Origin of the sequence: Clostridium sp. KNHs205, assembly GCF_000702945.1 — a bacterium.
GTDB lineage: Bacteria > Bacillota > Clostridia > Lachnospirales > Lachnospiraceae > Anaerocolumna.
In genome coordinates, this window is the sequence record NZ_JNLE01000003.1 from 1,347,525 (window position 1) to 1,362,624 (window position 15,100).

Consider the following 15,100-nt stretch of genomic DNA (forward strand, 5'->3'; position numbering starts at 1 on the left):
GTATCTGTATAAGCTGAATTATCATCAAAAGTTTAATCCGGCTTCTATATTATCATCCCATAAATATAAACCGGAATGCAAGAAAAAATAACTTAAGAATAATGATTAATTTCTTAAGAGAAATTATAAAGAGATAGTAATATCTCTGTTAATTGGCTGATACTGTCGATAGGTAGTCCCGGTAGCATCTAACATTCGTTTTGCAGCTTTCGTAGCGTCGGTATCTGCATACTTGTCCGAGAGGTAGATAAGCTCGCTGATTCCCTTCTGAATAATGGCTTTTGTACATTCGTTACAGGGGAACAGGGTTACATAGAGTTTGGCACCTTTCATATCAGGACCGGTGTAATTAAGTATGGCATTCATTTCGGCGTGACATACATAGAAATATTTGGTGTCAAGGGGGTTGCCGTCCCTCTCCCAGGGAAAGTCATCATCGGAACAGCCAATGGGCATTCCATTATAACCTACAGAAAGAATCTTGTTATCCTGACTTACGATACATGCTCCAACACTGGTACTGGGATCCTTGCTGCGTTCTGCAGAGAAAATCGCAATACCCATAAAATATTCATCCCAGGTGATATAATCCTGTTTCTTCATACCCTTATCCTCCTAAAGTACTCATCATTAGAAGTATTTTAACATAGGAAGCAGGGTAAGTAAATTGTAACTGTAAAGAAACAGGTAAAGGAAATATATAATAGAAAAAATACTTGCATAACAGAAAAAACTATAATATATTAATCTAATAGGAATTGTATGAAATACTATTAAGCATTAATACAAAATTGGATACTACATAAAATATTAATATTAAATAGGGATTACATAAAATATTAATATCAAATAGGGATTACATGAACTATTAATATCAAATAGGGATTACATGAACTTTTAATATTAAATAGGGATTGGATTATATAAACTATTAATACCTATTAGGTATTGATATAATAAAAATTTCATATTTAAGGTAGGAGGAATATCTTATGAAGAAATTAAGTATCCGTGCAGTTGTTGCAATCGGAATCGGAACGGCACTCTACATTGTACTGTCTCTTGTTTCAATCCCCCTGGGTTTTATCCCGAACACTGCTATCCAGCCAAGGGCAGCCTTGCTTGCACTTATTGCGGCAATTTATGGACCAGTGGTAGGCGGAGCGGTAGGGTTCCTTGGCCACGCATTGGCTGACGCCTTCCAATATGGCGGTATATGGTGGAGTTGGGTATTCCCCGATGCCGTATTTGGTATTTTGGCCGGTATCCTGGCCGGTAAATACCAGATTGAAAAAGGTGGTTTTGCCGGAAAACAGATTGTTTTATTTAATGCAGCACAAATAGTTGCAAATGCAATTACCTGGATCGGACTGGCACCTGTCTTTGATATTGCTATTTATGCAGAACCTGTTAACAAAGTATTTGCCCAAGGATTTTTTGCCTTCCTGGGCAATAGCATCACCATTGGTATTCTCGGTACCTTACTGGCACTTGCTTATACAAGGGTTAAAGCAAGATCGTCAAGCCTTGACAGAGAAGACTAGATTACATAACAGGAATCCTGTAAAAAGGATTCCTGTTTTCTGCAGGGAGGAAGAGTGAAAGAAAATTATGAAAGGAAGGATGCCACGTTGAAATTCTTTCACTCCTTATTATTTGTGGCAGTATCACAGGCAACCTGGGATATGCAATGGGGGTATATATGAATAAAGAAATTATTGTATTTAAAGACTTTACATTTAGATATAGGACACAGAAGCGCCCCACTCTGACGGATATTAACCTGACTTTGTATGAAGGGGAAAAAGTTCTGATTATAGGACCCTCCGGTTCGGGAAAATCAACTCTTGCCCATTGCATTAATGGCCTGATACCCAATTCCTTCGAAGGTGAAATACAGGGAAGTGTTCTTATAGGTGGAAATAATCCGGCAAAAGCCGGTATTTTTGGAATTTCCCAGAGTGTCGGAACGGTGATGCAGGATATGGACAGCCAGTTTATCGGTTTAACTGTGGGGGAAGACATTGCTTTTGCTATGGAAAATGATTGCATCCCTCAGGCAGCTATGAAAGAAACTGTTAAAAAATATGCAGATATGGTAGGAGTGGGCAACCTTTTATCCCATGCTCCTTCCGCTCTGTCCGGCGGTCAAAAGCAAAGGGTAGCCATTGCCGGTATCATGACCAACGATGCGGATATCCTCTTGTTTGATGAACCCCTTGCCAATCTGGATCCGGCTACAGGTAAATATGCCATAGAATTAATTGATGAAATCCATCAAAGCACAAAAAAAACTATAGTCCTGATCGAACATCGACTGGAAGACGTCCTTCACCGGCCGGTAGATCGTATCATTGTAGTCGGAGACGGTAAAATACTTTCGGATACCACGCCAGATGAACTTTTATGTCAGTCAGTTTTAAAGGAAAACGGAATAAGAGAGCCTCTCTATCTTACTGCTGTAAAATATTCTGGAGGCAGTATCCAGCCAGCAGACCATCCTTCTGATATACATAACATGTCTCTCGTAAAACAACGGGAAAAAATCAATGGCTGGTATCAAAGCATTCCAGAGCCGGCTCCTGTGGTGGATACACAAGAACTTCTTACTATTCAAAATCTTACCTATGCATATGAGAAGAAAAAAAACGTACTTACCAATGTGTCATTTTCTATCCATAAGGGGGAGATGGTAAGTATCGTTGGAAGGAATGGAGCCGGAAAAAGCACCCTATCAAAGCTTATCTGCGGATTTCTTCGTCCTGATTCAGGAACCATCTCGTATAAAGGAAGTAATATGGCAGAACAGTCAATTGCCAAACGTGCTGAAACCATCGGGCTGGTGATGCAGAATCCAAATCAGATGATTTCCAAACCGATGATATATGATGAGGTGGCGCTGGGGCTGCGCACCCGGGGATACCCAGAAGAGGCAATAAAAGAAAAGGTAGAGAACGTACTAAATATCTGCGGTCTTTACCCATTTAGAAATTGGCCGGTATCTGCTCTTAGTTTCGGTCAGAAAAAGCGGGTAACAATTGCTTCTATTTTGGTATTAGAACCGGAAATCCTGATACTAGATGAGCCTACCGCAGGTCAGGACTATAGACATTATACAGAAATTATGAAATTTTTAGAAAAGCTTCATCAGGATATTGGAATTACCATTCTGATGATTACCCATGACATGCACCTGATGCTGGAATATGCTGACCGAACCATAGTAATATCCGATGGAATTCTTGTTGCAGATGACCGTCCTGCTAAGATTCTGACCATGCCAGGAATAGCGGAGAAGGCTAATCTAAAGGTGACTTCACTTTATTATCTGGCAGAAGCCTGTGAAATTGCAGATGCAACGGGATTTGTTGAAAGCTTTATCCGGTATGACAGGGAGGTGAATCACTAAATATGGGAAAATTACTTACCTTTTCCGAGAAAGACACGTGGATACACCGCTTGTGTGGTGTATCCAAGATGGTTTTCTTTATCCTTTGGTCGGTAGTAGGAATGGTTACCTATGATACAAGAATCCTGCTGTTTATGTTTGTCAGCAGTTTAGTCTTGTTCGCTCTGTCAAAAACGGAATACCATCAGGTTTCAACAGTTCTGAAAGTCATCTTTTTCTTCCTGCTAATCAACGTTATAGCAATATTCATCTTTGCTCCCTACCAGGGCAGTAAAATCTATGGAACCAGAACAGAGCTGATACATTTAGCAGGTTACTATGCCTTAACCAAAGAACAGCTCTTCTACGAAATAAATATCATACTAAAGTACTTTACGGTAATTCCGGTAGCGCTTATGTTTATTGTAACCACCAATCCAAGTGAATTTGCTGCATCTCTGAATAAACTTGGGATAAAGTATACCATTGGTTATTCCATTGCCATAGCCCTCCGGTATATCCCGGATGTCCAAAAAAACTTTCAGGAAATCAAAACCGCCCAGGAGGCAAGGGGGATAGACATGTCAAAGAATGTAAAGCTTATGGTTCGTATCAAAAATATGGCAGCCATTATTTTCCCCCTTATCTTTTCCAGCCTGGAACGAATTGATACGATCAGCAATGCCATGGAGCTGCGTGGCTTTGGAAAACATAAAAAGAGAACCTGGTACTCTGAAAGACCTTTTAAAACAGCCGATTATATCACCATAGGAGCAGTTATCCTCTTTAGTATCCTTGCCTTGGTAATCACTTTCCAGGATGGTTCCAGGTTTTACAATCCCTTTATTTAAATATTTAACTTATTTGTCCTGTACTAATTGCCCAGTAAAAACTTAAGTATAAGCCGATAGTTATAAAATAATATCAAAGGTAAAAGGGGCTGTTGCAATAGGAATACAAAGAGGTGAGAAACCTCATGGCTTTCCTGTAATATGTTTTCACCCAGTGTACGTAGGAGGCCAAGAGACTTCATAACGAGGCAAGTTCAAAGATGTAAAAGTTCTTCGCATTTCTTTCCCTATTTAAATAGTAATCTAATATTAAGCTAATTATCAAAGCCCCAGTTTAAAAACGATTTCAGGAAATTTACACAAAATAGAAAGCTTCATGCACCTATAGAAATGTATTAGAAGTCCTTTTCTCTGTAGATTTTATGCTATCTCATCAAACAGATTGTTTGAGCGCAGCGAGTTATCTGTTTGATGAGATGTCCAGCAGAAAATCTACAGAGAATTAGGACTTCTTATACATTTCTATGAAAGCATGAAGCTTTCTATTTTGCGTAAATTTCCGTCCTACCTATATAACCTAACTTTAAACCACTTTACCAACTTTTTTCATTCATAAATCCAACCCTTGCAGCAGGCATCTTAATACTTTACAAAAGCTGTTACAACAGCCTGTAAAAATGAAAATTCAAGGATTTATTTTAAGTTTTTCGGTAAAAATAGTATTACATAACGCCTAAAACACGATGTTTTCAAGGATTATACGACTTTACAAAAACTTTACATTACAAAAATACACCGATTACAAAGGAATAGTAGAATACAACCTGTAAGTGAAACAAATATGAAATAACTCAGGGGGATCCCAAATCAAGGAGGAAGAAAAAAATGAAAATCAGAAATAAAGTTCTGGCAGTTCTTTTAACCGTTGCCATGGTAGGTGTTCTTGGAGGATGCGGAAGTTCTAATAACAATACATCCGGTAACGCAGCAGAACCTACTCAGGCAGCAACAGATACACCGGCAGCAACAGAAGCGCCTACAGATGTAGCAACAGAAACTCCGGCAGAAGGCATATCAGGAACAGTAACCATAACAGGTTCTACATCAGTTGAAAAAATCTTAAACGATATGATCGATGAGTTCACAGCTTTAAATCCTGATGTAACCATTAACTATACAGGAACAGGTTCTTCCGCTGGTATCGCTGATACTGCATCCGGAGCAAATGATATCGGTGCATCTTCCAGAAACTTAAAAGATGAAGAAAAATCAGCTGACATTAAAGAAGTAACTTTTGCTTATGACGGTATTGCAGTAGCAGTTAACCCTGCAAATCCTTTAACAGATATCAGTACAGAGGATCTTGCTAAGATTTTCTCCGGACAGGTAACTAACTGGAGCCAGATCGGCGGAAACGATGCGGACATCGTAGTTGTATCCAGAGAAGGTGCTTCCGGTACAAGAAGTGCATTTGAAGAGTTAGTGAAATTAGAAGATGCTGGCGGACTTACTGAAAGTGCTACAGTAGTAGAAGGAAATGGTAACGTTCAGACTGCAGTTGCTGGAAATGAAAATGCAATTGGTTATGTATCCTTCTCTTATATTGATACTACCGTTAAAGCTCTTACAGTAAACGGTGTTGAGGGTACACCTGAACATTCTAAATCCGGTGAGTATGTATTATCCAGACCTTTCCTTTTCGTATACAAAGAGGCTTCAGCTTCCGCTGCTACAAAGGCATTCATTGAATTCTCTCTTAGCGAAGACGGACAGACATTTGTTGAAAAACACGGAGGAATAAAGGTAGACTAATGATGAAAAATGTAAGTAATGATAAAAAGACAGGTAAGGCAATAGAATACAGAGAAGCACTGTTTAAAACAATTTTCCTGCTAAGTGCGCTGGTCAGTGTCTTAAGTGTAATTGCAATTATCGTCTTTGTATTCGCAAAAGGTCTTAAACCCTTTTTCGGAAATGATGCTTACAGCTTTCTCGATTTTATAACCGGTATGAAGTGGGATCCAAACAATAATGTTTTCGGAGTTTTCTACATGATAGTAGGATCCCTCCTTGCAACCCTGGGCGCTATAGTGCTCGGGGTTCCAATCGGTTTATTGACAGCTGTATTTATTGCCGAAATAGCCCCTAAAAGAATAGTAGCAATATTAAAGCCGGGAATAGAATTATTAGCCGGCATTCCGTCCGTTATTTACGGTGCTTTCGGTCTTGGTGTTATCGTCCCCCTGATTAATAAGATATCGCCCACCGGCCAGGGCCAGTCCTTACTGGCAGTTATATGCGTACTTACCATTATGGTACTTCCAACTATTATTTCCTTAAGCGAGAGCAGCTTAAGAGCAGTACCAAGATCTTATAAAGAAGCTTCCTATGGACTGGGTGCCTCTAAAATACAGACCATCTTCAAAGCTATTGTACCGGCAGCACGGTCCGGTATCCTTACTGCTACCGTACTTGGTATCGGCAGAGCAATCGGTGAAACCATGGCGGTTATGATGATTGCAGGTAATAATATCGGTGGGCTTCCTACCAGTATTTTTTCGAAGATCAGACCTTTAACCACCAACATTGCCATGGAAATGGGCTATGCCTCCGGAAGGCATCAGGATATGCTTTTTGCTACCGGTGTAATACTGTTTACCTTCATTATGGCGATTAACTTTACATTAATCCGTATAACGAAAAAGCTTGGGAATGAAGGCCCTTTAAGATAAATCCATAGGAGCAGCAGCATGAATAATAAGAATTATAAAAATAGAAAAATGCAGGACGGTATTTTAAGAGGATTAATTTATCTTGCAGCAGCCGTAACCGTAAGTATCTTATTAATAATTGTCGGATTCATAGTTTACAAAGGCGCACCCGGAATTAACTTCGATTTCCTGACCAGAAGCTGGGATGATAAGACTACCTTTGTAAATGTTGCCTTACAGGCAGATAAAGCAGACACAGGAAAGGAGGGTTATATCCCTTCTCTCGGCATAACGGTTAAGGAAGGCGAGAAAAATCTGGTGATAGTAAATATTGATAAAAACTCACCGGTTAAAGATGCCTTAAACCTGAAGAATTCACCTTACAGTCTGAAAAAGACGGATGAGATAACCAAGATAGGGTCTGATAATACAGAGGACTTATCCTTTACCGATGCGGTACAGCTGCTAAAAGACAGTGAAGGAACACTGCGGCTTAAAGTGGTAAGACCAGGTGGCGGTATTATACCCATGCTGGTATCTACTATATACATTATCCTTCTTTCCCTGGTAATCTCCGGACCAATTGGTATCGGTGCTGCTATTTATCTGAATGAATATGCAAAACCCGGAAGGATTCTAAACAGCATACGTTTTGCCATTCAGAATCTGGCAGGTATCCCCTCTATTATATACGGTCTTTTTGGTATGCTTTTATTCGTACAGGTATTAAAAATGCAATATTCCATTCTTGCAGGTTCCCTGACCTTAAGTATATTATTGCTTCCTACTATAATCTCAACTACGGAAGAAGCCTTAAAAGAAATTCCCAGATCCTACCGGGAAGGCTCTTACGGACTTGGAGCTACCAAGCTTCAGACCATTGCCAGAATCATTTTACCTGGTGCTTTGCCTGGTATTCTGGTTGCCGTAATATTAAGTATCGGTAGAATTGTAGGAGAATCCGCAGCTCTTATCTTTACGGCAGGAACGATCGCACAGATACCGGAAGGGCTGGTAGGCGGAAAAGCCTCTGCAGCTACCCTGACAACCAAAATGTACTGGTTGATCAAAGAATCCGGTGATTTGTCTGCAGCAAGTTCCATCGCAGTAATATTATTGATCCTGATAGTTCTTTTAAATGTCGCATCAAAGATGATTACGAAGGTATTCCTTAAAAAGACGGGGAGCAGCAGATAACTGATTAATGTAATGAAAACAGGAGGATATGCATTGAACGATAAAGTGAAATTTACAGTAAGGGATCTGGATTTATTTTATGGTAATTTTCAGGCTCTAAAGAAAATAAATATGGATATAGAAAAAGGAAAGATTACTGCTTTTATAGGACCTTCAGGCTGCGGTAAATCTACCTTTTTAAAAACCCTTAACCGCATGAATGATCTGGTGGAGGGGGTAAAGATTACAGGGGAAATCACACTTGACGGTGTGGATATCTATAAAGATTTCGATGCCATTATGTTAAGATCAAGGGTTGGTATGGTATTTCAGCAGCCAAATCCCTTTCCAATGAGTATTTATGATAATGTAGCATATGGTCCCAGAATACACGGAGTTAAGAAGAAGAGTGTATTAGATGAAATCGTAGAAAAATCCCTGCGCCAGGCGGCAATCTGGGATGAGGTAAAGGATAAGCTCAAGAAAAGTGCCCTTGCAATCTCCGGCGGGCAGCAGCAGAGAATCTGTATCGCCAGAACACTTGCCATTGAGCCTGAGGTTATCTTGATGGATGAACCTACCTCTGCCCTTGATCCCATCTCAACCCTTAAGATTGAAGACCTGGCTTCTGAACTAAAGAACAATTACTCTATTATTATCGTAACCCACAATATGCAGCAGGCAGGACGTATATCCGATAAGACAGCTTTCTTCCTTACCGGAGAAGTAATAGAATATGGAGATACAGAACAGATTTTCAACAAACCTTCAAACAAAAAAACAGAAGATTATATAACCGGAAGATTTGGCTGATGTCAGGAAAGCACAAGGGGATTTTCCCTTTTCGTATTTATAGAAATCACAGCGAAAAAGGTTTGCAATTATTTTAGAAAATGCTATGATAAGGATAATCAAAATGCCTGAAAAAGGCGGATAAGGAGCTGGTACTTAATGAGACAGACATTTCTTGCACAATTGGAGGAACTAAACAATGATGTAATAAAAATGGGCAGTATACTGGAACAGTCTATGAATGAAATGATCGATGTGCTCCATGATAAGGACATTGAGAAAGCAAAGAAGATCATAGACAGAGACGATGAAATCGATATGCTGGAACAACAGATCGAAAAAGAATGCATTAACATTATTGCCAAGCAGCAGCCACTGGCGTCAGATTTGAGAAAAATCACTTCTATTATGAAGATCATCACGGACATTGAGCGTATTGCAGATCAATGTGCGGATATTTCAGAGTATATTATCAAGCTTAACAAATATCCTCAGATGGAAGCTCCCAAGTCCTTAGGGTTTATGATTGAGGCTATGAAAAAAATGGTTATCAATACCATCGACAGCTTTGTTGAGGCAGATCTTGTGAAAGCAAAGGCTGTTATTGATGGTGATGATGAAGTAGATAATAATTTTGAGAAAATTACAGAGGAGCTGTCTGCCACCATGCAGAGCAAGCCTGAATTGGTGCCTCAGTGTATCTGTTACCTTTTTATTATTAAATATCTGGAACGTATGGCAGACCATGCTACGAATATTGCAGAATGGATTACTTATATTGTTACAGGTGATTTAGCAATCGGATAAGCACACAGACAGAAGCGTGGTTGAAGCAAAGAACGCCTTCAACCTCCTGATAGAAAGGTGTGCCAAGGCACACAGACGGGAGTTATGATGAAAACCATATTAGCAGTAGATGATGAAGAACACATTCTGGAATTGCTGGCCTATAACCTGGAGAGAGATGGCTATAAGGTATTAAAGTCAGAATCCGGAGAGCATGCCCTGGAAATTCTGGCAGCAGAAAAGGTTGACATAGTGCTCTTAGACTGGATGCTGCCGGGAATGGATGGGATAGAAGTACTTAGAAGAATACGTGCTGACAAAACAAATCACAGAATACCTGTTATATTTCTTACAGCTAAAAGTGACGAAATCAGTAAGGTGGTAGGACTTGAAGTAGGCTCAGATGACTATCTTGTGAAACCTTTTGGTATTCATGAGCTCCTTGCCAGAATCAAGGCAGTGCTGCGCAGAACAGAAGGGATAGCAAAGGTAGCAGAGACCGAGGATGAGAGAGAAGAGAAGCTGGTTATCGACAGCATGGAAATCAACCGTTCCAGAAGGACTGTAACCTTTGAAGGCAGACCTATTGAGCTTTCCTTTAAAGAATTCGAATTATTGTATCTCTTAGCTAAAAACAGAGGTATTGTATTTACAAGAGACAATCTTTTAGAAAAAGTATGGGGTTATGATTACATCGGAGAGACCAGAACGGTGGATGTTCATGTAAGTAACCTGCGTAAAAAAATAGAAAAGGATGAAAGCCATCCTGTTTATATCAAAACAGTAAGAGGTATGGGATATAAATTTGCGTAATGGAGGGTGAAGTTTAGAATGCAGAAGAAACTTTATATAAGCTATCTGATTACCATTGTACTTGCCCTTGGAATAACAGGTATTTTATTCTGGTTTGAGACCTCTGACTATCTTTATGGCCTGAGTAAGGAACGTTATCTTACTCAGGCTGAAATGGTTGGAGATATGTTTATGTTAAGCACCTTTAACACCGCTCAGGATTATGAAGACTTTGTAGATAAATATGAGGAAAAATACAACTGCAGAATCACTATTATTGATCAGGACGGCAATGTTGTGGCAGATTCTGAAACTGATGGTAAGCAGGAAAACCATAAATCCAGGGAAGAAGTCATCGGTGCCCTAAAGGGTGAGAGTATTTCTGTTACCAGATATTCACAGACAATGAAGAGAGAATATTCTTATAGTGCTGTATCTATTCATACTGACAATTTTGACGGTGTAATCCGTATTTCTCTGCCCTTTTCTACATTACAGGGGCTTTATGACAAACTGGCAGATTCGCTGTTTATAACAGTTATTCTCTGTATTGGTCTGGCTATGGCAGCAGCCGTAATCTTTACAAAATTGCTGACGAAACCTATTAATGAGGTTGCCAAAGCAGCAGAACGAATATCCGACGGAGATTATAATATAAAGATTTATACCAGGGATAAATCGGTAGTCGGGAAATTGGCCCGTGCCTTTAATATTATGGCGGTGAATCTGAAAAGCAATATTTCAAGCCTTACCCAGAGGAATGCTGAATTGGAAGCAATGCTCAGCAGTATGGAAGCAGGTGTTGTAGCTATTGATGACAGCAGTGACATCCTTTTTTATAACAGGTCTTTTGAAAAGATTTGTAACAATAGCAAATCCATAACCTCAGGGCAGTCCCTTTTTACCTTATTCAGAAATGCTGCAGTCTTTGATGCCATTGATGAAGTAAAGGAAATGAAATGCAGTGTTATGAAAGAAGGTTCCATTTCAGGTCAGGGGCTGCGTTATATCAGAGTAACAGGAACACCGCTGGGGCTGGATGGTGAAAAATCTTTTGGAATACTTCTGATTATTGAAGATATCACCCAGTTAAAGAAGCTTGAGAATATGCGGCGGGATTTCGTATCCAATGTAACACATGAATTGAAGACTCCACTGACCTCTATCAGAGGTTTTATAGATACACTGAAAAGCGGTGCAATGAAAGAAGAAGCGGTAGCAAATCGTTTTCTTGATATTATTGATATCGAAGCAGAGCGTTTGTTCTCTCTGATACAGGATATCCTTATACTGCAGGAAATTGAATCCAAAAGAGAATTTGAAAGAGTTCCCAGTGACCTGAACGAATGCGTCAATGCAGTGATAGAACTGCTTCATCCTGAGATACAGGATTCTCCTATTCAAATTAGCTTTGAGCCTCAGCCGTATCTGAAACCTTTTTACTGTAACCCTGACAGAATGAAACAGCTCCTTATTAACCTTCTTGACAATGCCATAAAATATACGGAGGAAGGGACTATAACAGTAAGCCTGAAGGAAGAGGAAAATGATTTGATTCTTTCTGTAAAAGATACCGGTATCGGTATTGAAAAGGAATATCTGTCACGTATATTTGAACGTTTTTACAGGGTCGACAAAGGCCGGTCCCGTAAACAGGGCGGAACCGGCCTTGGACTTTCCATTGTAAAGCATATTGTTGAGCTCTATAACGGTAATATTCAGGTAAACAGTACTTTAGGTGTTGGAACGGAATTTATTATCACCCTTCCTTATAATACGGGAAATCAGAAACAGAAGTAGGCTTCCGAGCAACAGGATACCCAGTATGATGAACAGGCAGTGCATAAAGAAAGTATCCGGCAGCAGGTTGATAATTGGATCTGTAGCCGGATCGAACAGCCAGTAATCATTACGGAAAAATATCTTATGAAAGATAATAAAGAGCTTGTCAAAATTTATGGCACAGGCCAGTCCCACAATAACCGGCAGGGCCAGTATGGTTACGCTTGATACCGGCAGGTAAGTGTAATCCCTCTTTTTCTTCTTGTATATTAGTATAAGCAGCAGTGCTATTGCAGTAACAGCAAATATTGCGTAGAAACTGACAAAGATATTTTTAACCTCGACGAAATGCTCCAATCCGGAAGCTGATGAAGGCAGGGTTGGAAATTTAAGCTCTCCCTGAAAGAAAGGAGAGTTGTAATCAATCAGCGCATCGTAATTTTCCTTTATAACTGAGGCCTCCAATCCGGAGGTCTTTTCTATTTCTAATAATTTTATATCAAGGTAATAAAGAGGGCGGAAATTAACCGCCAGAATAACACCGGCAGAGATAAAGAACAGTGTAAACAATATCCCGATACCGATATCGGAAAATTTGAATTTTTTCATAAATTCTTCCTTTCAGTTTGTTTATATGTCAGGTTTTATATGGTACACTACTTATAAATATTATATCCGCTGTGGATAATTTAAGCAAATCCTATATGAAAAATATAAAAATATGTTGGTATGTTGGTATGGAAGTTGTTTATTTAATGGAATGGATTGATATGCTGTAATTTTATAAAGACAGAAGCTGTAAAATTATTATTGATTGATTCACTGGTTTTAATCTGGAAGAATCTGGTCTGTACAGAATTATCCGGTAAGGGATTCGGAGGAACAAGAGAGTATGGAAAACTGTTTCTATAAAGAAGAAGAGATCTGTGCATACGAGCTAAAGGATGCTGCCGGCTTTTACAGGGTGGATTTGGTGGAAAAGTGGAAAATGGCTGCTTCGAAAGGAGAGCTGGTTTGTGGTGAGTGCGGAGCGAGGGTATATCTGGCAGCAGGTCTGATCAAGGAACCTTACTTTGCCCATTATGATACGACAGCCTGCGAATATTCCGGGAACAGGGAATCGGAGGAAGCGCTTAAAGGGAAACGCTTATTGTATAACCTTCTTAAAAGGAGCTTTCCCCAGGCGGAAATACATACCAGATACAAGCTAAAAAACGGATTGTACACCAGCTTTTATATAACCTTTACAGATGGCGGTTCTATGGCAGTAGAATACAGACTTTACAGCACCGGCATTGAGGAATTTTATCTAAGAGATGATTATTACCGGGCAGAGGGAATACTTCCTGTATATATCTTAAATCCAAGAGTGAACAAGAACGACCAGCAGCTATCCTGGTATCAGAGTCTTATTCAGAAATCCATGGGTTATTGTGCTTTTCTGGAATCCTCCTCTGAAAGAATATATCTTAAAAAGAATTTTGACAATCATTTCGGTAAGGTAAGAAAAGTAGTTACTATACGAAAAGAAGTACCGGTATCCGAACTGGTGTTAAGCAGACAGGGGATTCTTTCTGAGGAGTTTTATAAGGAATGCCAGGAGATGGAGGAGTACCTTTCTCTGCCTGAAGGTATCAGAGGAGATGTGCTGGAAAATGCAATACGGCTGATGCTTAAGGGGCAGGAACAATTGGTATCCGAAAAATACAGAGCTTTTATCAGGGAGAGAAAAATAATCTAAGGAGGGATATTATGTTTCAGGTAGGCAGTGAATGGAATCCAAGACAAGCGCAGTTAAAAGAATTAATTTTAAATGCAGAAAAATTCAAAGAGGCAATGGAACTGTGCCTGTACCTGCATGGGATTGTGCATACATCAGAAATATCACACAATCCAGAAGCTGGTTATTACGATGAAGTTATGAATGGGCTGACCAAAGAAGCCTTTACTATCATGCCAACAATAAAAGACGTAACCATAGCCTGGAATTTGTGGCATATAACAAGGATTGAAGATATAACCTCCAATATCCTGATACAGGAGAAAGAGCAGGTCTTAAATGAAGACTGGCTTAAACGTCTTGGAGTGACTGTCACGGATACCGGAAACGCTATGACGGATGAAGAGATTCTGGATTTGAGCAATTTAATAGACATGGAAGAATTGAAAAATTACCGTAAGGCAGTTGGAGTCAGAACGAGAGGTATTATAGAGAGTTTGACACCGGAGGATTTAAAGCGAAAGGTTAAGCCTGAAGGAATTGCCAGAATCCTTAAAGAAGGTGGTGTAACCGAACATCCCGATTCACTGTGGCTCCTTGATTTTTGGGGCAGGAAGAATGTTGCAGGAATCTTGCTTATGCCTATAACCAGACATCAAATAGGGCATTTGAATGACAGCATGAAATTAAAAAAGAAGCTGATGAAAAACATCCGATGAAAAACATCCAATGAAAAACATCTGATGAAAAACTTCTGCTGATAAATTAGAAAAGGTCTGCTGAAAAATAAACAGGCCTTTTTTTATTAAAAAGATATTTCTGTTCATTCACCTCTGTTTCATGTATAAAATCTTTTTGTTTATTCTTTTATCTCATCTTTCTTAGTGAAATCTGAAAACTCATGACACCAATCTGAACCGTCCTGCTTTGAAGGAGTATAGCTTACAATTTAGAAACATAGCATTACTACGTACGGAATAGGAGCAGGGGAAGTGTATGCACATTGCGACAATTTAGAAACAAAGTATCACTGCGTATCCCTTAGTACATCTTCTGTCCTTTTTAAGCTGACTCTGCAAAAAGTGAAATATTCTGTCTGATATAATATTTCCAAAAGAAGATATCTTAGTTAAAATTATAACATATCAACAATTAAGTAATT

14 protein-coding genes are annotated in these 15,100 nt (G+C 39.4%); 12 read left to right on the forward strand and 2 right to left on the reverse strand.

All coding sequences use genetic code 11. The features are described from left to right. Positions 1-123 precede the first annotated feature (123 nt). Positions 124-603: a dCMP deaminase family protein gene (locus BR73_RS0105890; RefSeq protein ID WP_033164773.1), complete on the reverse strand. Its 480-nt coding sequence runs from the start codon at positions 601-603 to the stop codon at positions 124-126. Between the two features lie 389 nt (positions 604-992). Here BR73_RS0105890 and BR73_RS0105895 point away from each other — a divergent pair, with 389 nt between their 5' ends. The 10 genes from BR73_RS0105895 to BR73_RS0105940 all read left to right on the forward strand — a co-directional run bounded on the left by BR73_RS0105895 (position 993) and on the right by BR73_RS0105940 (position 12,236). Then, a complete protein-coding gene (locus BR73_RS0105895) occupies positions 993-1,544 on the forward strand; it encodes an ECF-type riboflavin transporter substrate-binding protein (protein WP_033164774.1) in 552 nt (183 codons plus the stop codon). A 158-nt stretch (positions 1,545-1,702) separates the two neighbouring features. Beyond that, on the forward strand, positions 1,703-3,409 hold the full coding sequence (locus BR73_RS0105900) for an ABC transporter ATP-binding protein (RefSeq protein WP_033164775.1): 1,707 nt from the start codon (positions 1,703-1,705) through the stop codon (positions 3,407-3,409). A 2-nt stretch (positions 3,410-3,411) separates the two neighbouring features. Next, positions 3,412-4,239 (forward strand): energy-coupling factor transporter transmembrane component T, encoded by an 828-nt coding sequence (locus BR73_RS0105905; RefSeq protein WP_033164776.1) that lies wholly within the window; start codon positions 3,412-3,414, stop codon positions 4,237-4,239. Positions 4,240-5,064: 825 nt separating this feature from the next. Then, positions 5,065-5,991: a phosphate ABC transporter substrate-binding protein gene (locus tag BR73_RS0105910; RefSeq protein ID WP_033164777.1), complete on the forward strand. Its 927-nt coding sequence runs from the start codon at positions 5,065-5,067 to the stop codon at positions 5,989-5,991. Then, entirely contained in the window at positions 5,991-6,911 is a 921-nt protein-coding gene (gene pstC / locus BR73_RS0105915; protein WP_156034622.1) for a phosphate ABC transporter permease subunit PstC, read from the forward strand. Before BR73_RS0105910 ends, pstC begins: the two co-directional genes overlap by 1 nt. A gap of 18 nt (positions 6,912-6,929) precedes the next feature. Then, positions 6,930-8,087: a phosphate ABC transporter permease PstA gene (pstA, locus tag BR73_RS0105920; protein ID WP_033164778.1), complete on the forward strand. Its 1,158-nt coding sequence runs from the start codon at positions 6,930-6,932 to the stop codon at positions 8,085-8,087. A gap of 12 nt (positions 8,088-8,099) precedes the next feature. Continuing rightward, on the forward strand, positions 8,100-8,879 hold the full coding sequence (gene pstB / locus BR73_RS0105925) for a phosphate ABC transporter ATP-binding protein PstB (RefSeq protein WP_197032620.1): 780 nt from the start codon (positions 8,100-8,102) through the stop codon (positions 8,877-8,879). 138 nt (positions 8,880-9,017) lie between these two features. Then, complete coding sequence (gene phoU / locus BR73_RS0105930) at positions 9,018-9,665, forward strand: phosphate signaling complex protein PhoU (RefSeq protein WP_033164780.1); 648 nt, start codon at positions 9,018-9,020, stop codon at positions 9,663-9,665. An 87-nt stretch (positions 9,666-9,752) separates the two neighbouring features. Beyond that, on the forward strand, positions 9,753-10,457 hold the full coding sequence (locus tag BR73_RS0105935; protein ID WP_347463207.1) for a response regulator transcription factor: 705 nt from the start codon (positions 9,753-9,755) through the stop codon (positions 10,455-10,457). An 18-nt stretch (positions 10,458-10,475) separates the two neighbouring features. After that, a complete protein-coding gene (locus tag BR73_RS0105940) occupies positions 10,476-12,236 on the forward strand; it encodes an ATP-binding protein (protein ID WP_051685001.1) in 1,761 nt (586 codons plus the stop codon). Here the strand turns inward: BR73_RS0105940 and BR73_RS0105945 are convergent. Further along, positions 12,171-12,827: a TIGR01906 family membrane protein gene (locus BR73_RS0105945; protein ID WP_033164782.1), complete on the reverse strand. Its 657-nt coding sequence runs from the start codon at positions 12,825-12,827 to the stop codon at positions 12,171-12,173. The two genes, BR73_RS0105940 and BR73_RS0105945, sit on opposite strands and share 66 nt — an antisense overlap. Before the next feature lie 283 nt (positions 12,828-13,110). Here BR73_RS0105945 and BR73_RS0105950 point away from each other — a divergent pair, with 283 nt between their 5' ends. Continuing rightward, positions 13,111-13,959 carry a competence protein CoiA family protein gene (locus tag BR73_RS0105950; protein ID WP_033164783.1) on the forward strand — a complete coding sequence of 283 codons (849 nt, stop codon included), beginning with the start codon at positions 13,111-13,113 and terminating at the stop codon, positions 13,957-13,959. An 11-nt stretch (positions 13,960-13,970) separates the two neighbouring features. Beyond that, the gene (locus tag BR73_RS0105955) at positions 13,971-14,657 is read left to right on the forward strand and encodes a DinB family protein (RefSeq protein WP_033164784.1); all 687 of its coding nucleotides are present in this window, start codon (positions 13,971-13,973) and stop codon (positions 14,655-14,657) included. The last annotated feature ends 443 nt before the right edge of the window (positions 14,658-15,100 follow it).

Coding starts and splice junctions, on each gene's coding strand:
- BR73_RS0105890 (WP_033164773.1), bottom strand. CDS start 603: ATGAAGAAACAGGATTATATCACCTGGGATGAATATTTTATGGGTATT.
- BR73_RS0105895 (WP_033164774.1), top strand. CDS start 993: ATGAAGAAATTAAGTATCCGTGCAGTTGTTGCAATCGGAATCGGAACG.
- BR73_RS0105900 (WP_033164775.1), top strand. CDS start 1,703: ATGAATAAAGAAATTATTGTATTTAAAGACTTTACATTTAGATATAGG.
- BR73_RS0105905 (WP_033164776.1), top strand. CDS start 3,412: ATGGGAAAATTACTTACCTTTTCCGAGAAAGACACGTGGATACACCGC.
- BR73_RS0105910 (WP_033164777.1), top strand. CDS start 5,065: ATGAAAATCAGAAATAAAGTTCTGGCAGTTCTTTTAACCGTTGCCATG.
- pstC (WP_156034622.1), top strand. CDS start 5,991: ATGATGAAAAATGTAAGTAATGATAAAAAGACAGGTAAGGCAATAGAA.
- pstA (WP_033164778.1), top strand. CDS start 6,930: ATGAATAATAAGAATTATAAAAATAGAAAAATGCAGGACGGTATTTTA.
- pstB (WP_197032620.1), top strand. CDS start 8,100: ATGAAAACAGGAGGATATGCATTGAACGATAAAGTGAAATTTACAGTA.
- phoU (WP_033164780.1), top strand. CDS start 9,018: ATGAGACAGACATTTCTTGCACAATTGGAGGAACTAAACAATGATGTA.
- BR73_RS0105935 (WP_347463207.1), top strand. CDS start 9,753: ATGAAAACCATATTAGCAGTAGATGATGAAGAACACATTCTGGAATTG.
- BR73_RS0105940 (WP_051685001.1), top strand. CDS start 10,476: ATGCAGAAGAAACTTTATATAAGCTATCTGATTACCATTGTACTTGCC.
- BR73_RS0105945 (WP_033164782.1), bottom strand. CDS start 12,827: ATGAAAAAATTCAAATTTTCCGATATCGGTATCGGGATATTGTTTACA.
- BR73_RS0105950 (WP_033164783.1), top strand. CDS start 13,111: ATGGAAAACTGTTTCTATAAAGAAGAAGAGATCTGTGCATACGAGCTA.
- BR73_RS0105955 (WP_033164784.1), top strand. CDS start 13,971: ATGTTTCAGGTAGGCAGTGAATGGAATCCAAGACAAGCGCAGTTAAAA.